Genomic DNA, 17,018 nt, shown 5'->3' on the forward strand with positions numbered 1-17,018 from the left:
AATGTATGGGAAATTCAAGATGGTCGAACGACGCCTATAACAATTTAAAGGCCGGCTATTCATCAAAAACAAGGGCACAGGTATTTTCGAATACAAGTATCGACAGCGATATGTCGCCCTACGGTGTTCAGTTCCGCGAAAGCAGGGATTCCGACACACACCCCGAAAGCCTTGCCATTGGTGTTTTTTTAGATGTTACCGGAAGCATGGGATCAATTCCCGATATGTTGATCCGTCATAAATTAGGTCACCTGATGAACACGCTTATTTCGCACGGCGTGCCCGATGCGCATGTATTATTTGGCGGTATTGGTGATCAGTATACTGATCAAAGTCCGTTGCAAACCGGGCAATTTGAAGCCGGCACCGACGAGTTGAACAGGTGGCTCACTAAAATTTATCTGGAAGGTGGTGGCGGTGGTCAGAATAAAGAATCCTATTCGCTGGCCTGGTTGTTTGCATCCCGTCACACATCCATTGATTGTTTTGAAAAAAGAAATCAGAAGGGCTTTTTGTTCACCATTGGCGACGAAGGCGTACATGAACAACTCGATAAAGATTTTCTCACCGCTTTATTGGGTTATCAGTTCCACGAAGGCCTTTCAGCTGAACAGGTATTGGCCGAAGCGCAAAGAATGTATCATGTTTTCCATTTGCATGTTCGTGAAACCGTTACAGGACAAAGCCAGCCTATTATCAACGAATGGAAGCAATTATTACAGGAAAGAGTTATCATCGTTGAAGACTATAACAACATTGCCGAAATAATTGCTTCTACCGTTGCCGTGGTGATGGGGGCTGAATTAAAAAATGTTGTTGCCGGTTTCGACAAAGCCATCGCCAAACAGGTTACTAACGCATTGGTTAAAATAGGCAGCGATGTAGCCTCTAAAAAACAAGGTGGTATTATTTCTTTATAAAATCAACAATTATACATGAGCAAAACAAGCATCGTAACAGGGCTTTTCTTTGGCGATGAAGGCAAAGGAATAACAACGGCATTTCTTTCAGCTGAAAAAAGCCTGATTGTACGATTTTCAGGAGGGCACAATGCCGGGCACACCGTTGAAAACAACGGGTACCGGCATATATTCTCCAGTTTCAGCGCTGGTACATTACAGGGGGCACACACATACTGGAGCGAGTATTGTACCTTTTGCCCGAAATCTTTTTACAACGAGCGGCAGGCGTTAATACGAAATGGGTATCATCCGGTTCATTTTCTTCATCCGTTATCGATGGTAACAACGCCTTTTGATTATGAATACAATCAAAAAACCGAATCATCCAATAAACATGGCTCGGTGGGCGTTGGGTTTGGCGCTACAATAATGCGTAACACCCAAACCCCTTTTAAATTGTTCGCCATTGATTTGAAATACCGGCCGGCTCTTAAGCAAAAGCTGCAACAAATTGCCGCTTATTATAATGCCGCTGATGCCAGTGAAAAAATAGAAATGTTTTTATGGTATATTGATCACATAAACCTTTCGATAAATACATTGGCGGAAATTAAACATAACTATGAGCACATTATATTCGAAGGCGCCCAGGGCATTATGCTCGATATGGATTTTGGATTTTTCCCAAATGTTACCCGTAGCAATACCACATCAAAAAACGCGCTGGAGATCATTAAAAAAGAGCATTTGCCTTTGCCGGATATTTATTACGTGATGCGTTCGTATTTAACACGCCATGGCAATGGTTATATGCCAAACGAATCGAACAAATTAAGTTTCGAAGATAAAACCAACACAACCCATCAATACCAGGGAGCATTCAGGCAGGGATTCCATTCCTATGAATTATTACAACATGCATTTGGTATAGACTCGATTTATGCAGGCAATAACCCGCACAAAAAAAATCTGGTTATTACCTGTCTCGATCAAACCAACAATCTGATATTGATTGATAACAAACGCATCTCTTTATCAGAATTTTTGGAATTTCCATTGGGTATTTCTAATTTCTTTATTAATCGCTCACCCGAATCAAAAAGGGTGGAGCCTGTAAAACATGCACAAGCAGCATTATGAATTTTATTTATCTGATAACGGTGTTTGGCTTACCGATCATGTACCGGTTCAGTTCATACAGTTTAAACCTTTTTAAACCTGCGCTGTTACTATATGCATGTCGATACAATTAAGCATCCTTGATCAAACACCCATTCGCAAAGGAAGCAATGCATCGGAGGCTTTACAGGAATCAATTGAACTGGTTCGCTTTGCCGACGGGCTTGGTTATACACGCTACTGGCTGAGTGAACATCATAATACCATTACGCTGGCAGGCGCTGCGCCCGAAGTGCTGATAGCGCGCCTTGCCGCTGAAAGTAAACGCATTCGTCTTGGTTCGGGCGGCATTATGCTGCCCAATCACAGTGCTTTAAAAGTTGCTGAAAATTTCAGGTTGCTCGAAGCCTTGTATCCGCATCGCATCGATCTGGGCGTTGGCCGCGCACCAGGTGGCGACAGACTTACAGCCAAATTATTAAATCCCTCCAATACGTTCGATCCGCAGGAATATATTGAACAGATCAACGATCTGCAGGATTATTTAACAGATACACCCGGTTATAATAACGTACAGGGTAAAGTGCGCGCTATCCCGTCGATTGATACCGTTCCTGAATTATGGATGTTAACCAGCAGCGGCGAAAGCGCTTACCTTGCTGCTCACGCCGGCATGGCATTAAGCTATGCACAGTTCATAAATCCCGTTGGCGGACCTGAAGCGATTGCCACCTACAGGCAGCGATTCAAACCATCGAATCAATTGAAAACATCCAAAGCCAGCGTGGGCGTTTTTGCTTTTACTTCAGAAAGCGAACAAAAAGCCGCGCAGTTGCAGGCTGTTATGGATTACCGGATGCTGAGTTTTGAAAAAGGCCGGTTCGATGAAATACCCACCTATGAAGTAGCAAAACAATATAAATACACCGAAAACGAATGGCAACGGGTGCTGTTTAACCGGCAACGCACCATTATAGGAACGCCCGATGTGGTAAAAGAAAAACTGATTGCCATGGCAACCAGCTTCGATGTAAACGAAATCATCATTTCAACTTTTGCCGAAACGAAACAGGACCGTTTTCACAGCTATGAGTTATTATCAGAATTATTTGAATTAACGCCCATAGTTTAGCGCTGATGCGCTCCTTTATTTTTTAGCAGCATCTATCACCAGACCCTGTTGCGGCACCCATTTGTCGTACTCCATATACTGCGCAATACGTTTGGCAGCTTCAATACCCCTTATTTTTTCAACCAGGTGTAATGCGCCATCGATACCGGCCGAAATACCTGCTGTTGTGATCACTTTTCCATTGTCTACAAAACGTACATCCGACAAAACCTTTGCATTGGGCACTGCCTTTTTAAGGCCTTCTATACTTTCGTGAAATGTGGTAACAGTGAGGTTATTTAAAATATCTGCCTTACCCAAAATAAACGCGCCTGTGCAAACCGAAAAATAATACGAAATATTGGTTTGCGCTTTTATCCATTCAATTACTTTCGGGTCATTGGCAGCGTTACCCGCATTACCGCCAAAAAAAGCAAGTATATCTGCTGCAGGAGCATCGTTGATCGTGTAATCGGGAATAACTTTCAATATGCCCTGTGAAACAATGGGTTCTTTGGTGCGCGACACTGTAAATACATCAAACTGAGCATAGGCAAATACTTCCATAGGGCCGGCAAAATCAAGCACCTCAACACCATTCTGCAAATAAAAAGCAACCTTATATCTTTTGGCGTTCATGGATTTTTGATGCTCCTCAGGTGTTTGCTGTACCAGCGTCATGCCGCAATGCGGACATTTACCAGGTGTCGTAAAAGTAAGGCTGTCGCAACTGCCGTTACAGGGCGCACAATAATAAGCTGTTTGTGCAAATAATGAGTTACTCATGGCTATCTGTATTATGCAGAAAAACAAAACAAAAAACTGTTTCATAAGCGGGTGTTTCTTCTGCATAAAGGTATAACTGCTCCGAAAGGTAAATAAGGACAATGAAGCGACAGATCGGGACAAAATTTACGGTAGAGGCATAGATGGTAAGGTATTCCTCGTTGCCTTTGTGCCTCGTTGCCTTAGTTTCTTTTAAGCAGTCTGCGCAACTGGTTGCTGCTTTTTAAACCACATACTTCGGCAACAGCCTGTATGGTATGGCCTTCGCCCATCATTTGCCGCGCCCGTTCAAGCCTCAGTTGATCAATATACTGGCCGATGGTTATGCCTGTTGTTTTTTTAAAAAGCCGGGTGAGGTTTCGGGCGCTCATGTGTACCTGTTCGGCCAGCGCTTCGATATTTATTTTCTTTTCAAGCGACTGGCCCAGTTTATCCTGAACGGTATGAATTCGGTTATTGATGTGATTGCGGTGTTGTAAAAAGGCAGTGAGCTGCGGATCAAATGCCGTACGACGCAAATACACCACTACTTCTATTGCAATTTGTGCTGCAAAATGCGCCCCGAACAATTGTTCAATCAAAAACAACGACAAATCGATACCAGCAGCCACACCGGCGCTGGTATACAGGTTACCGGCATGTACAAACAAGCGGTTCTGCTGAACCTTTGCCAAAGGATACCGGTTTGCAAAACGGTCAATATACTTCCAATGAGTAGTGCATTCTTTATCGTTCAGCAATCCTGCTTCGGCCAGTAAGTAAGCGCCCGTACAAATTGAGCATATGGTAACGTCTTTGTTGTATTGTTCCGTTAACCAGTTTTGAAAAGGTTTTGATGAGTGCAAAAAACTTTCATCAGATAACAGGTACGATTCAAGCCCCGGTATAAACACCAGGTCGCCCTTTTTTAAATTAAACGAATTGAAATCTTCAAGGTGTGAAAAATATAAACGGCTGCTGCTTTCGATGCTACTCTCACTGGCATGTATATTACTAAATAATAATTTAACGGGAGCGCCATAATCCAGCGCTTCATAAAATATTTGTATGGGCCCGCATATGTCGAGCACATGCACTTTGGGCGGAATGGCAAATACACATTGTACAACCGGCCGTGTAGTAAGTTGCATATTGATAAAGCTAAGTGCTATGAACAGAAAAAAAAAGAGTTTATATTTATTTCGTGTTGGCCTTTTTTCCTGAAGTATGTTACAATTTTGCAAACAATAATACCCAAACACAACTAAACCGGTAAGTGATGAACAATGCGGTATTTTTTGGGTTGTATCTGTGGGAACTTCGATCGGGCCTGAGTTGTATATCTCCGATGCGATCGGTTAAACAAAGTACCGCAATTACGAAAGGATATCATAAATTATAATATGAAAATTAAAGCAATTATAACAGGTGCTACCGGCATGGTAGGTGAAGGGGTTTTACATGAATGCCTGTTACATGCTGATGTTGAACAGGTGTTGGTTATTGCCAGAAGAAGCTGTGGCATTTCGCATCCTAAACTTAAGGAAATCATTCACACTGATTTTTACAACCTGTTGCCCATCAGGGAACAGCTGAAAGGATATAATGCCTGTTACTTTTGTTTAGGCGTATCGTCGGTTGGCATGAATGAAAAAGATTATCACCGGGTAACATATGATCTTACCATGCACATGGCTACCCTGCTTGCCGAACTCAACCCCGCCACGACCTTTTGTTATGTTTCCGGCGCCGGCACCGACAGTACCGAACACGGAAAAATGATGTGGGCGCGGGTAAAAGGTCAAACTGAAAATGATCTGCTGAAATTGCCTTTCAAACAGGCATACATGTTCAGACCGGGATTCATGAAACCTACAAAAGGCTTAAAAAATACACTCAAAGGATATAGAGTGCTTGGCTGGTTATACCCGGTATTCAAATCGTTGTTTCCAAATCGTGTTTGTACCCTGAAGGAAGTAGGGCAGGCTATGATCAATGCAACTATAAAGGGGTACGAAAAACCAATTATTGGGGTAAGTGATATTATAAAACTGGCAAATGCCGCATAATAGTACCGCTGCGAAACTTAGCGCACTTTGCGATCCCGCAGGTGCGGGACAAAGGAGGCGCTAAGAACGCAGGAATGACAGTTCTCTTTTAAACGACGTCAATTATCAGAGCAATTGGCGATTTAACATTAGCAGTTTGAAACGAAACATATAATTGCGCTATTGAACAATTAACAGCTTGCGACTGTACTTATTTCCTTTATTATATACATTCAGAAAATAAATGCCATTTGCCAATACCGGTAAATCGATCTGCATATTATTTCCAGTAGCAACCTTCGATACCGGAATTTTCAGTCCCATATTGTTCGTTATTTCAATGCGGGTTTCCTGCGATATAATATCAGCAAAAGCAATTTTTATGCTGCGCTGTGCAGGATTGGGACTTATTAAAATCCCATTGTTTTCAAGTGCATTCGATTTAATCGTATTGATCGATGAATAGGTAATGGCATTATCAACGGCTACCTGTTTTAAACGATAATAACACACAGGTTGCAATGGGTTAAGGTCCTGCACCATATACCGGTGCGAACTTGTTTGTCCGTTGCCAGCCCCTGCAACAGTTTTAATAGATTCCCAGGTTGTTCCGTTGCCCGATCTTTCTACTATGAATTTTTCATTATTCCCTTCCTGTTCGGCAACCCAGGAAATGGTTACCGAGCCGTTCTGTTCGGCCACTGTTTCGAAAGAGGTGAGCTGAACAGGCAATATCGAACACAATGCAGAACCTGCTGTTTCAGATGAAAGCGAATAAAAAGTTGAAGGGCTGTTTTGATTTCTGTAAGATGTGGTTACCCAGTTGGCGCTGCGAGCGGTATTCGATATTCTGAACTCATCAAAATTGCCATAAAACCCTTCGTCGGCTGTATACTGCGAGCGGCCAAAGTAATTTGAATTATCGGTACCCATATCGAGTGGGCGCAGGGTCATACCGGTATTGGTTTGATCAACTGCGCCATCATAATACAAAGTGCCGGTACTGGTGCCGTTGTTGATAGTAACCACAAAATAGTGCCAGGCGGCCGTACCGGTTATGCTGGTGGATGATATCTGTTGCTCAGATCCATTACCGTTAATGGTTATGGCAAAGCGTTTTATATAGGTAGGAGCGGTAGTACCAGTACCCGTCGAAGGCGTAAGAAACATATTGTAAGTGGTGTTTCGGCCAAAATCAAAAACGCGTTCCCAGTTGGTAGTGGTGGTTTCAAGGTAAACCCAACCTTCGAACGTAAAATTGGTAACAGTGCTGAATATGGGACTGGGTAATTGCAGGTACTTCAAACTGGCTGAATTAGAAGTAACAAAAGGGCTGTTGGCTAACCGGCGTCCTTCTCCTATTTTACTGCTGGCTAAATTAGCTGTTGAATTATCTGTAAGGTTACGGCTGTTTGAAGATGCATCGTTTACACTGCTGTTAAAATGGTATACACCCATATAATTTGCATCCCATACTGCGGTAGTAGAAGGGTTGGTTGATACCCCCGACTTTCCGTAGAACATATATAAAGTTGTATTGGCTGCACTGGATATCGAAGGCACTTTAACCCACGCCACGAATTGACCGGTAGTAGCATCATATTTTTCGATCTGGTGCGATAATATAGTGCTACAGTCGTTCAAAGTAAATATTATATCATAACCATTGGCATTCTGAACGTGTCCGCCATTGGCCGTTGATTTTAAATTATTGTCGGTGGTAATATTTACCAACACCGGAAAGTTTGTTTGTGTTCCGGCAACCTGCGATGCCTGAATGGTAATTGTTTTACCATACGTGTACCCGGATAACTGGGCACACAAATGTTTCGCAGGAAACATCATTGGTACGAGCAGGCAGAAGAATCCCTTCTTCAAAGCGCTACGTTTAACTTTGAGCTGTATCATTGGAGCCTTAACCGTTTTTCGTACTTCTACTAAGAACAAATGTGCATCGGGTACGAGAAGTACGGGGTACATTGCATAAAACCGATTGAATGGTGGAAAAATTGTATAAAAGAGAAAAAATATAAATGAAAACCATTATAAATTGATACACGTCAAGTCTTATATCAGGGTAGGTGCTTGCCCATAGGTCATTTCAGGCTTTCACTTATTCTACATTAAGCATATTCATTATCTATAGAAGACTAAAAAAGAAATGATAAGAATTAATGAAGTACATAATAGGGTGAAAAACAAATTATTATTGCAACTTCAATCCAACCGGCAGATGCCGGATGCGTTTTCCGCAAGCTTTGTATAGGGCATTTACGATGGCTGCAGCGGCCGGTCCCTGGGCTGCTTCACCGGCGCCCATGGCTTTTTCAGTGGGCCGGTTCAATACTTCCACCTCAACTTCAGGTATCTGGGTAAATCGTAATATGGGATAAGATACCCAGTCGCGACTCAGGATATGTTTTGAATCAAACCGCACCTGCTCCATTAGGGTCCAGCTGACAGATTGAATTAAGCCGCCCTCGGTTTGATTTTTTAGTCCGTCGGTATTTATTGTTTCACCCGCATCGATGGCAGCCCACATTTTTTGTACATGAACCGAGCCATCTTTAGGCTCAACATAAACTTTGGCAGCTGCAGCGCAATACGACGCGCTGTTCTTATAACGTGAGAAGGCTATGCCAATTCCTGTATGGGCAGCAACAGGTTCTGATTTTATAAGATCCTGTACTTTACGTATAACCGCTTTGGCGCGATCATCGTCAAGGTGCATCAGGCGAAAGGTAAACGGATCCTTGCCGGCTTTTTCGGCCAGCTCGTCCATAAATGATTCAATAGCGAATACATTGGCATATGCCCCCAGGCTGCGCAAGGCCGATACACGTAACGGACCTTTGAACCAATGGGCATTTATCTGCTGATTGGAAATTGTATAATACGGTTCGGAATTGCGCTGCGCCCCTCCCCAAATACCGCCATCACGGTTAATGAACGGGGTTGATAAATATTTTGCTGGCAACAGATTGGCAGCAATACCCATAGGCCTGGCCACATGTGTGTCGGACCAAAAATCATGTTGCCACCAGCTAATATTGCCTGAATCGGTTAAACCTGCCGACAGCTCCATCACCATGGCGCTGCCATAAGGTTCCCAGGCATGTTCATCATCGCGCGTCCACTGCAACCTGATGTGTTTGCCGGGATAAGCTATGGCCAGTAAGGCTGCATCGGCGGCTGCATCATCTGCCCCGTTGTGGCCGTAACAACCCGAACCGGGCACACCGGTTACCTGTATATTATCCGTTGAAAGATTTACCATTTTTGCCAGCGCCTCGCGCAAAGGATATACGCCCTGCGAATGCGACCATACATGCAACCGGCCGTTTTCATAAATAGCTACTCCACAGGAAGGTCCTATGGAAGCATGCATCACATACGGTTTGAAATAAGCGGCTTTGATGGTATTTCCGTCGCCGGTTGCAGGAATAGCGCCGGCTTCGAGTATACGTTCTGTTTTGGCAGGCAACGATTTAAAGTAAGCAGGTTTAGTGGCTTCAACCGGTAATGTTACACCGGCCGACCATTCGCAGTGCTGCCGCAACCACTGCTGTGCTTTTACAGCCTGGTATTCGTCCTGCGCTATAACTCCTAAAAAACTGCCGTTCACCACCACCTTTAAAACGCCGGGTATATTTTTTTTCAAACCCTTTTCATCTACACGCAACAATTTTGCTTCATACACCGGCGGACGCACCATGCAGGCATGCACCATACCCTCAAAACGCAAGTCCTGTATATAAACCGGCCGGGCTTTAACCATACGGCTGATCTCTTTGCGTGGAATAGCTTTACCAACAACCTTATAATCGCTTTTTGCTTTTAAAGCCACAGGCCCCTTTATTTCATCTGTTATTTGTTTACCATTCAGCACTTCGGCAAAGGGGATGGTTTTGTTGCCCGAAACCGTGCTGATTTTTCCGTTATTGATGGTTAGTTGTGAAACCGGAATTGCCAGCTGCTGTGCCGCCAGTTCCAATAATTTTTGCCGGCCTGCCGCCGCCGCATATCTAACGGCCATGGCGCTTTGTTCAATGGAACCGCTGCCAACGGTATATCCTTCGTCGGGTGTACGGCCGGTATCGGCCAATACTACTTCAACATGGTCTACATCAACATCCAGCTCTTCGGCGGCTACCTGTGCAATAGCTGTTTGAATACCCTGTCCCAATTCAATTTTGCCGGTAAATATCCGTATCTGCCCGTTGCCCAGTATTTCGAGCCAGGCATTTATTTTCGGATTTTCTTTAATACTCTGCGGCAGGTCCTGAATCAACGGAGAAGCATAGGTGAAATCAGCGCCTCTTAATGAAAACCCGATTGCGAGACAACCGGTATTTTTTATGAAATTTCTTCTGTTCATTGTTTGGTCGATGATTTATTCGTTTCTCGCAAAGGCGCCAAGGCGCAAATTGATCGCTCAGTATTCTAAAAGGCCTTCAAAAGCACATCATCAAAATATTTTAAGCAAGGTAAGTTCGCAAAGAGTCGCTTCGCGCCTTAGCGCCTTTGCGCGAAATATCCCACGCCTACCCATCAGCCGGCAATTGTCCCGAAGCTCGTTTAATGGCCCTTATGATGCGTGTGTGCGTTCCGCAGCGGCAAAGCGAGCGGTACAATCCTTCGCGAATAGCCTTATCATCGGGCCGGGAATTTTCGTTTAACAGGGCAACTGCCGATATTACCATACCGTTTAAGCAATACCCGCATTGGGCTGCCTGTTCCTGTACAAATGCTTCCTGTACAGGGTGCAGCGTATTTTCATCCTTTATCAGTCCTTCGAGCGTGATAATGATTTTATCTTTTGCAGCCGATACAGGTAGCATGCAGCTGGGCTCGGCTTTTCCGTTCAGCAATACCATGCAGGCGCCGCATTGCTGCAAGCCGCAGCCGTATTTGGGGCCATTCAGCTGCAGCTCATTTCTTAATACATATAATAACGGCGTTGCCGGGTCAACCTGAACGGAATGCGTTTTTCCGTTGACCTGCAATTGAATGGTGTCTGGCATAAAACGGTTTGTCGTAAAATGAACAGAAAAGTTACACAATAGCAGGAAGCAAATTATATACCCGGAGGGCTGCTTATTTTATCTCCATCGTATGTATCAGTCCATTTTCAATCGTATAAATATGCTGAACCGTTCCATCGACTAAAATTTTATCATCGAGGTCTTTTACAACCTGGTGTACGTTTACGCAAATGCGCCCGTCGTTCGTTTCATCAAACGAAACTGGTTCTACATGGGGATTAATGGCAGCCCACTGGCGTTGCCAGTAATCGCGCACTTCATCATAGCCATGCACATATCCACCTTCCCATCCGTTGGGCCAGCTTACATCGGTATGCATGAGGTTTAAAACAGCATCAATATCGCGGGCATTAAAAGCTGAATAAGCTTTTTGCAGCAGCTGCACAGCAGCTTCATAGGAAATACCTTTTGCCGGTTGTGTCATACATTTTCGCCCTTTTATTTAATAAAGGGCTGCATAAATTTACCAAAATAAATGGCATCGGGCATCATGACTGCATACCGGCTTCAGGTTCGGTTGCTTATAACCCACACCTAAAGCCGGAAATGCTGTATATGATTAAATGGTAAAGGTTTTTAACAGATACTTCCACAAAAGCTAAACGCAGAACGCAGAACGCTCAACGCTGAACGCTTAATGCAGAATGCCATACTCCATGTGTGATTTGTGCGTTTTGCGTTAAGCGTTTTGCCTGGTATTATCTATCTTTTTATCTTCCAGTAAGCCATTCGATTTAACCCACAGCGAAAGGGAAATAAGAGAGGTGAGTATAAGCAAACTCGACGTATTGTATTCGCCTTTCAGATACAGGGAAGCGCTAACAACGCAGGTTACAACAATGCAGGCCAGTTCTAATAGCAGGAATAAAGTTTTCATTTTGGTACGTTTAGGTTTATATGAATGAATGAAGGTTTCAGATCAGTACATGGGCTGATCACAGGCGATTGAATGCCGGTAATTCGGGAAAATTGGAAATGATTAAATGTGCGTAAGGAAATTGGAATTGAAACGGGCGGTTAAATGTGCGGGAGCAGTTGCGTTGTCAACGACTGTAAATTTGGTAAGCAAATTTTAATCATGCAAGCTTTTACAGGCTGTTTTTGACATATATTTTTTCGTAATAAAACACCTGCATGAATACCCGATAGTATTATGTTAGTAATCAATGCAAAACCTGCAGATCGAGGTATTCGGCCCATTGCAATGGTTCGGGCAACAGCCGGTTGCTGAATTCAAGATGAATGACCCTTCGTTTGTTGTTATTGGTGCTGCGGTTCGATGCATGAAGCAGCAGGGGCTGCATGATCATAATACCTCCGCTGTTTACTTTACAAACAACTTCCCTTTCCTGCTCCCAATCGATGGTTTCGGGCCGGTAAATACCTTTACGGTGCGACTGTGGAATTATTTTTAATGCCCCGTTGTTTTCATCAGTATCGTCGAGGTGTATCCGTATAGTGAAAATATTTTCAAGCAGCGTAACGGGCGGCTGAACTGCGTACTGATTATTTTTAATGGTCCACTGGCTGAACCCATCCGCTTCAGCTTTTGCTGCAACCGAAATAGTTAAATCCTGATGCCAGGCTACAAACCAGTTCGACTGTTCAGGTTTGTCGAAGTAAATGGCTTTTACCAGAAAATAGCCGGTTCCGAAGAGCTGGTCAATAATAGTGCGCAAAGAACTGTTAAACAACAGCCGGTTTATTGCCGGAACTTCTTTCACAAAACGTCTGATAGCAAACAGGTCGGCCGTTTTGCGAAAAGCAGGATTTCCGGTGGCATCGATACTGTTAATGACGTTAACTATTTCCGATACTTCAGCAGCCGTGAAAATATCGTTTATTATTGCATATCCTTCTTCGGAAAGCTGTTGTTTATGTTCAGATACGGTTATCATTTGCAATAAGTCTGAGTTTCATGTTCAGATAACATTGAGGCCCCCTTTGCCGTTTCACGTTTCCCGTTTGCCGCTACCTTACAACTCAACTATATTATAAATAGGAACCGGGGGATCGAATGATTGATCATCTTCGGGATGGTTGTAAATTTTTTGAACCACGTTCATGCCCTTTACCACTTTTCCGAAGGCGGCATAGCCTTGTTTATCGGGATTGTTTTCGCCACCGTAATCGAATCCCGGTTGATCGCCCAGGCAAATAAAAAACTCACTGGTGGCGGTACCGGGTGCCAGGCGGGCCAGCGATATAACGCCGTTCTTATGCAGTATATGGGTTTGCTGTGTGGTTTCGTGTGGTATGCCGGCAAGCGTATCATGCACGCGCGGATTCGATTTATACAGGCCTCCCTGTATCAGCTCGGCCTTCGGTGCGTTGGATGGCTGATTGTCGTCATTCAGCACCCGGTAAAACGAGCTGTTCTTATAATAGCCGGCTTTAACATAGGAAAGAAACGCTTTTACCGTTTTTGGCGCCTGATCGGGATATAATTCCACCTCTATATCGCCCAAACTGGTTTGTATTTCAATATGGGGGTTTTTATACTTCGGTGAACAGGCTATCAGCAGGGTTAGGGTAATGATAAAAATATAATTCTTCCGCATAGATTCCTTTAAAACGCAAATTAAATTGTTTTATGGTTTAATTGTTTGATGTTTTGTACCAGTTGTTAAAGAAATAAAAATACGCTGTTAACAGAGTCACAAATGACCCGTTTACGGTGAACCATGAATAAACCGGCCGGATATTAGATATTCTAATTAATGACCACACTTTATTCACTTTAAAAAACACCCGGTTATGAAACCAATTATACGCTTAACCTTTTTATTGATCGCCATCGCTTCTTTATCTGGTTGTTCAAAAGTTGTAATCGAACAACAAGCCTCTCTCGCCGGTTCATGGGTTCTTACCGATGCTGCACACAAAGATTCCTACGGATGGTACAGTGTTAAAACCGGCGTTGAAAACGGTGTATTCTATTTTTACAATAATGGCAGTGCCCGTTATGTTGAAAACGGCACTACCCTCAATGGTACCTGGTATGTTCAAACCATCACAGATGGCTATTATGACGAGTATGGTACTTATTATACCAATACACACCAATCATTATCGCTGCACCTGTCGAATTACTCCGGAGATGATACTATAGATATGTATTTTGATAACGTACGGTTGTATTCGAATTCGTTTGTAGCTACCAATTATACCAATGATTATATCGGTCGTTACCGGTTCACGAGGTATTAATTGAAATTAAACAGGGTTCACTCATCGAGCCATAAAAGGAAAGGTTATGTTAATGCGATCTGGAAATTTCCGGGTCGCATTTTTTATTTTATACTTCCACATCCGGCTGCAGGTGCAATACATGGTCTGTCCAGGCCCTGATTTGTTCACACAATTTAGCATCACCCGCAAGTGATAATCCGTAAGAAGGGATCATTTGCTGCAGCTTTGCCAGCCATTCGCCGCTTCGCATTTTTACAGGAAAACATTTTTGCAGCAGCTTTATCATAATCGACACAGCCGTAGATGCACCGGGCGACGCCCCCAATAGGGCCGCCAGTGATCCGTCTGCCGCACTTACCACTTCGGTACCAAATTCAAGAATACCACCTTCCTCTTCGTCTTTTTTTATTACCTGCACCCGCTGACCGGCAATTACCAGTTCCCATTCGCTCATTTTTGCAGTGGGCACAAATGACCGCAGGGCGGCTAACCGGTCTTCATCGCTCTGCCGCACCTGGCGTATAAGGTACCGGGTAAGTGGAATATTATGAATGCCGGCCGATAAAATGGGCAATATATTCGAAGGTCTTATCGACAGGAACAGATCGAATAAAGAACCTGACTTTAAGAATTTGGTCGAAAAGCCCGCAAACGGACCGAACAATAAAGATTTTTTTCCATTGATAATTCTTGTATCAAGATGCGGTACCGACATTGGCGGCGAACCAACTGAAGCTTTGCCGTACACTTTGGCGTTATGTTGCTCAATAACCTGCTGATTGTTGCATCGCAACCACTGGCCGCTTACCGGAAAACCGCCAAATGTTTTTCCTTCGGGTATACCCGATTTTAATAACAGGGGCAATGATCCGCCGCCGGCCCCGATAAAAACAAACTTTGTAGTGATCGTTCTCTTTTTATCGGTCGATCGGTCTTTTAAACCCAGTTGCCAGGTTCCATTTGATTGCTTGTTCAACCTTTGCACTTCATGGTTGAAATATATTTTTACACCGGCCATTTCTTTTAACCGGTTGAGCAAGCTATGCGTCAATGAACCAAAGTTTACATCAGTACCCCTGTTCATACGGGTAGCGGCTACCTTATCTGTTGCCTTCCGGCCCTGCATCATCAGTGGCACCCATTCAGTTAATAGCTGCGCATCTTCTGAATATTTCATGCCCTGAAAAAGCGGATACTGCTGCAGGGCATCATACCTTTTTCTTAAATAAGCAACATTCTTTTCGCCCCACACAAAGCTCATATGTGGAATGCGGCGAATAAACGCATCGGGATTACTGAGCACTTTTTCCTGTATCAGGTACGACCAGAACTGCCGCGATATCTCAAAAGATTCAGCCACCTTAACCGCTTTACCCGCATCAATCGATCCATCGGGCAACTGTGGTGTATAGTTCAATTCACAAAAAGCCGAATGACCCGTACCTGCATTATTCCAGGCATCGGAGCTTTCGGCAGCAGCTACATCAAGTCTTTCAAAAATGGTAATGGTTATATTGGGCTGCAACTGCTTTAACAGCATGCCCAATGTAGCGCTCATAATGCCGGCGCCAATCAGCACCACATCTTTTGCAGAAGGTTGAGTAGTTGTAGTCAAAATAAAAGTGCTTTACGAAATTCCTGAAATAACGGTGATTAAACAGCGGGTAATTTACATGGTTTTACTTAAAAAATCATTTACCGTTACCCACAGTTCTTTTACTTCTTTTTGAAAATATCCCATACGCTCGTGCAATTCACGGGCACGCTGTATGTTTATATGATCGCTTTGCTTTTCGAGCTGATCGGCCAGTGTAAACTCTTCTCTGGTGAAATCGTGTTGCAGCCGTTTCAGGTCGGTTCGTTTTAACAATAAGTGTTCGCGAAGACTGGCAATTTGTTCCCTGACGTTATCTGAAGTATACCGGGCGGTAATTTCGTGCAGGCGCTTTTCCAGAATATTTAATTCATCTTCATAAAAGCTCAGCTTTTTTAAGCCCTGCACATCTACATCATGAACAGCCTGCGCTTTGTGCATCCTATGTTGGTCAGCCATATTACGTATTTTTAAAATTATACACTGTTTGGCAAACGCATTCATTGTTAGGTAGATGTATTCCTTAGCTTTTATAGGGTACCGGCATCTGAGTTCTAAGTTCGGTGTTACCCGAACTAATTGATAACAATTAAAACACAGTTTGGTTTTAATGATGAGTTCTAAGAAACCAGAACTAAAAACTATTTGATGGCACAGGATTTTAATTTGTTTTTAAAGCAGGTCATATGGCAAACGATTCTAAAAAAATAAAGCCTGAGAGCAGGAATTCCGATAAAATCGAGGAAGCTCTTAACAACCAAACGGGCGCTGAAGCTGAGGCAAGCGGCGACCTGAAACGTGCTGCAGCCCTGTATGAACAAAATATAAAAAGAGGTATTGCTGACAGCTTCCCTTTTAATAGGCTACTGGTTATTTATCGAAAACAAAAGCGATATAAGGATGAATTGCGGGTTATAAACCGGGGCATTGAGGTGTTCACCGGTCAAATCGAAAAAAAGCAACAACAATTACTTGCACACAGCAAAAGCAAAAAGCAGTTACAACAGCTGAGTGCCGTTTTTGGAAAGAAAACCGGGCTCACCGGTAAAAAGGGAATTTCATATGTTCCCGAGCCTCTTAATTCATGGTTGAAAAGAAAGGAAGTGGTGCAAGGTAAACTGAAGAAAAAATAACAGAGGTCAGAAGTATGAAGTCAGAAGTACCTGCGGATTTAATCATTCCCGCCTCAGACTTCCGACTTCCGACTTCTGACTTCTGACTTCTGACTTCCGACTTCCGACA

Annotated in this window: 17 protein-coding genes; 6 read left to right on the forward strand and 11 right to left on the reverse strand. The window is 43.5% G+C overall.

Annotation, left to right across the window (positions count from 1 at the left end):
• Positions 1 to 5 precede the first annotated feature (5 nt).
• The 3 genes from AC59IL_RS28540 to AC59IL_RS28550 all read left to right on the forward strand — a co-directional run bounded on the left by AC59IL_RS28540 (position 6) and on the right by AC59IL_RS28550 (position 3,153).
• Complete coding sequence (locus AC59IL_RS28540) at positions 6 to 920, forward strand: hypothetical protein (RefSeq protein WP_496555640.1); 915 nt, start codon at positions 6 to 8, stop codon at positions 918 to 920.
• Positions 921 to 935: 15 nt separating this feature from the next.
• Positions 936 to 2,042, forward strand: coding sequence for an adenylosuccinate synthetase (locus AC59IL_RS28545; RefSeq protein ID WP_496555641.1), 1,107 nt, complete (start codon positions 936 to 938; stop codon positions 2,040 to 2,042).
• 97 nt (positions 2,043 to 2,139) lie between these two features.
• Entirely contained in the window at positions 2,140 to 3,153 is a 1,014-nt protein-coding gene (locus tag AC59IL_RS28550) for an LLM class flavin-dependent oxidoreductase (protein WP_496555642.1), read from the forward strand.
• A gap of 15 nt (positions 3,154 to 3,168) precedes the next feature.
• Here AC59IL_RS28550 and AC59IL_RS28555 read toward each other — a convergent pair whose 3' ends face one another.
• Together AC59IL_RS28555 and AC59IL_RS28560 are read right to left on the reverse strand one after the other, a co-directional pair.
• The gene (locus tag AC59IL_RS28555) at positions 3,169 to 3,963 is read right to left on the reverse strand and encodes a DJ-1/PfpI family protein (protein WP_496555643.1); all 795 of its coding nucleotides are present in this window, start codon (positions 3,961 to 3,963) and stop codon (positions 3,169 to 3,171) included.
• Positions 3,964 to 4,100: 137 nt separating this feature from the next.
• Entirely contained in the window at positions 4,101 to 5,048 is a 948-nt protein-coding gene (locus AC59IL_RS28560) for a GlxA family transcriptional regulator (protein WP_496555644.1), read from the reverse strand.
• Between the two features lie 252 nt (positions 5,049 to 5,300).
• On the opposite strand from AC59IL_RS28560, the gene AC59IL_RS28565 reads away from it, so the two are divergent.
• Complete coding sequence (locus tag AC59IL_RS28565; RefSeq protein ID WP_496555645.1) at positions 5,301 to 5,966, forward strand: NAD-dependent epimerase/dehydratase family protein; 666 nt, start codon at positions 5,301 to 5,303, stop codon at positions 5,964 to 5,966.
• A gap of 159 nt (positions 5,967 to 6,125) precedes the next feature.
• Here AC59IL_RS28565 and AC59IL_RS28570 read toward each other — a convergent pair whose 3' ends face one another.
• The 7 genes from AC59IL_RS28570 to AC59IL_RS28600 all read right to left on the reverse strand — a co-directional run bounded on the left by AC59IL_RS28570 (position 6,126) and on the right by AC59IL_RS28600 (position 13,551).
• Positions 6,126 to 7,853 (reverse strand): DUF2341 domain-containing protein, encoded by a 1,728-nt coding sequence (locus AC59IL_RS28570; RefSeq protein WP_496555646.1) that lies wholly within the window; start codon positions 7,851 to 7,853, stop codon positions 6,126 to 6,128.
• Positions 7,854 to 8,151: 298 nt separating this feature from the next.
• The gene (locus tag AC59IL_RS28575) at positions 8,152 to 10,323 is read right to left on the reverse strand and encodes a xanthine dehydrogenase family protein molybdopterin-binding subunit (protein WP_496555647.1); all 2,172 of its coding nucleotides are present in this window, start codon (positions 10,321 to 10,323) and stop codon (positions 8,152 to 8,154) included.
• Between the two features lie 166 nt (positions 10,324 to 10,489).
• A complete protein-coding gene (locus AC59IL_RS28580; RefSeq protein ID WP_496555648.1) occupies positions 10,490 to 10,969 on the reverse strand; it encodes a (2Fe-2S)-binding protein in 480 nt (159 codons plus the stop codon).
• 73 nt (positions 10,970 to 11,042) lie between these two features.
• Positions 11,043 to 11,414 (reverse strand): nuclear transport factor 2 family protein, encoded by a 372-nt coding sequence (locus tag AC59IL_RS28585; protein ID WP_496555649.1) that lies wholly within the window; start codon positions 11,412 to 11,414, stop codon positions 11,043 to 11,045.
• A gap of 255 nt (positions 11,415 to 11,669) precedes the next feature.
• Complete coding sequence (locus AC59IL_RS28590) at positions 11,670 to 11,867, reverse strand: hypothetical protein (protein ID WP_496555650.1); 198 nt, start codon at positions 11,865 to 11,867, stop codon at positions 11,670 to 11,672.
• A gap of 286 nt (positions 11,868 to 12,153) precedes the next feature.
• Entirely contained in the window at positions 12,154 to 12,888 is a 735-nt protein-coding gene (locus tag AC59IL_RS28595; protein ID WP_496555651.1) for a phytanoyl-CoA dioxygenase family protein, read from the reverse strand.
• A 78-nt stretch (positions 12,889 to 12,966) separates the two neighbouring features.
• Entirely contained in the window at positions 12,967 to 13,551 is a 585-nt protein-coding gene (locus tag AC59IL_RS28600; RefSeq protein ID WP_496555652.1) for a peptidylprolyl isomerase, read from the reverse strand.
• A gap of 196 nt (positions 13,552 to 13,747) precedes the next feature.
• Between AC59IL_RS28600 and AC59IL_RS28605 the strand changes: the two genes are divergently transcribed.
• The gene (locus AC59IL_RS28605; RefSeq protein WP_496555653.1) at positions 13,748 to 14,200 is read left to right on the forward strand and encodes a hypothetical protein; all 453 of its coding nucleotides are present in this window, start codon (positions 13,748 to 13,750) and stop codon (positions 14,198 to 14,200) included.
• Positions 14,201 to 14,288: 88 nt separating this feature from the next.
• On the opposite strand, the gene AC59IL_RS28610 is transcribed toward AC59IL_RS28605, so the two are convergent.
• Positions 14,289 to 15,797 carry a malate:quinone oxidoreductase gene (locus AC59IL_RS28610; RefSeq protein WP_496555654.1) on the reverse strand — a complete coding sequence of 503 codons (1,509 nt, stop codon included), beginning with the start codon at positions 15,795 to 15,797 and terminating at the stop codon, positions 14,289 to 14,291.
• A 54-nt stretch (positions 15,798 to 15,851) separates the two neighbouring features.
• Complete coding sequence (locus AC59IL_RS28615; RefSeq protein WP_496555655.1) at positions 15,852 to 16,235, reverse strand: hypothetical protein; 384 nt, start codon at positions 16,233 to 16,235, stop codon at positions 15,852 to 15,854.
• 227 nt (positions 16,236 to 16,462) lie between these two features.
• Between AC59IL_RS28615 and AC59IL_RS28620 the strand changes: the two genes are divergently transcribed.
• Positions 16,463 to 16,909 carry a hypothetical protein gene (locus AC59IL_RS28620; RefSeq protein ID WP_496555656.1) on the forward strand — a complete coding sequence of 149 codons (447 nt, stop codon included), beginning with the start codon at positions 16,463 to 16,465 and terminating at the stop codon, positions 16,907 to 16,909.
• The last annotated feature ends 109 nt before the right edge of the window (positions 16,910 to 17,018 follow it).

The organism is Niastella sp. sgz303648 (assembly GCF_059587045.1).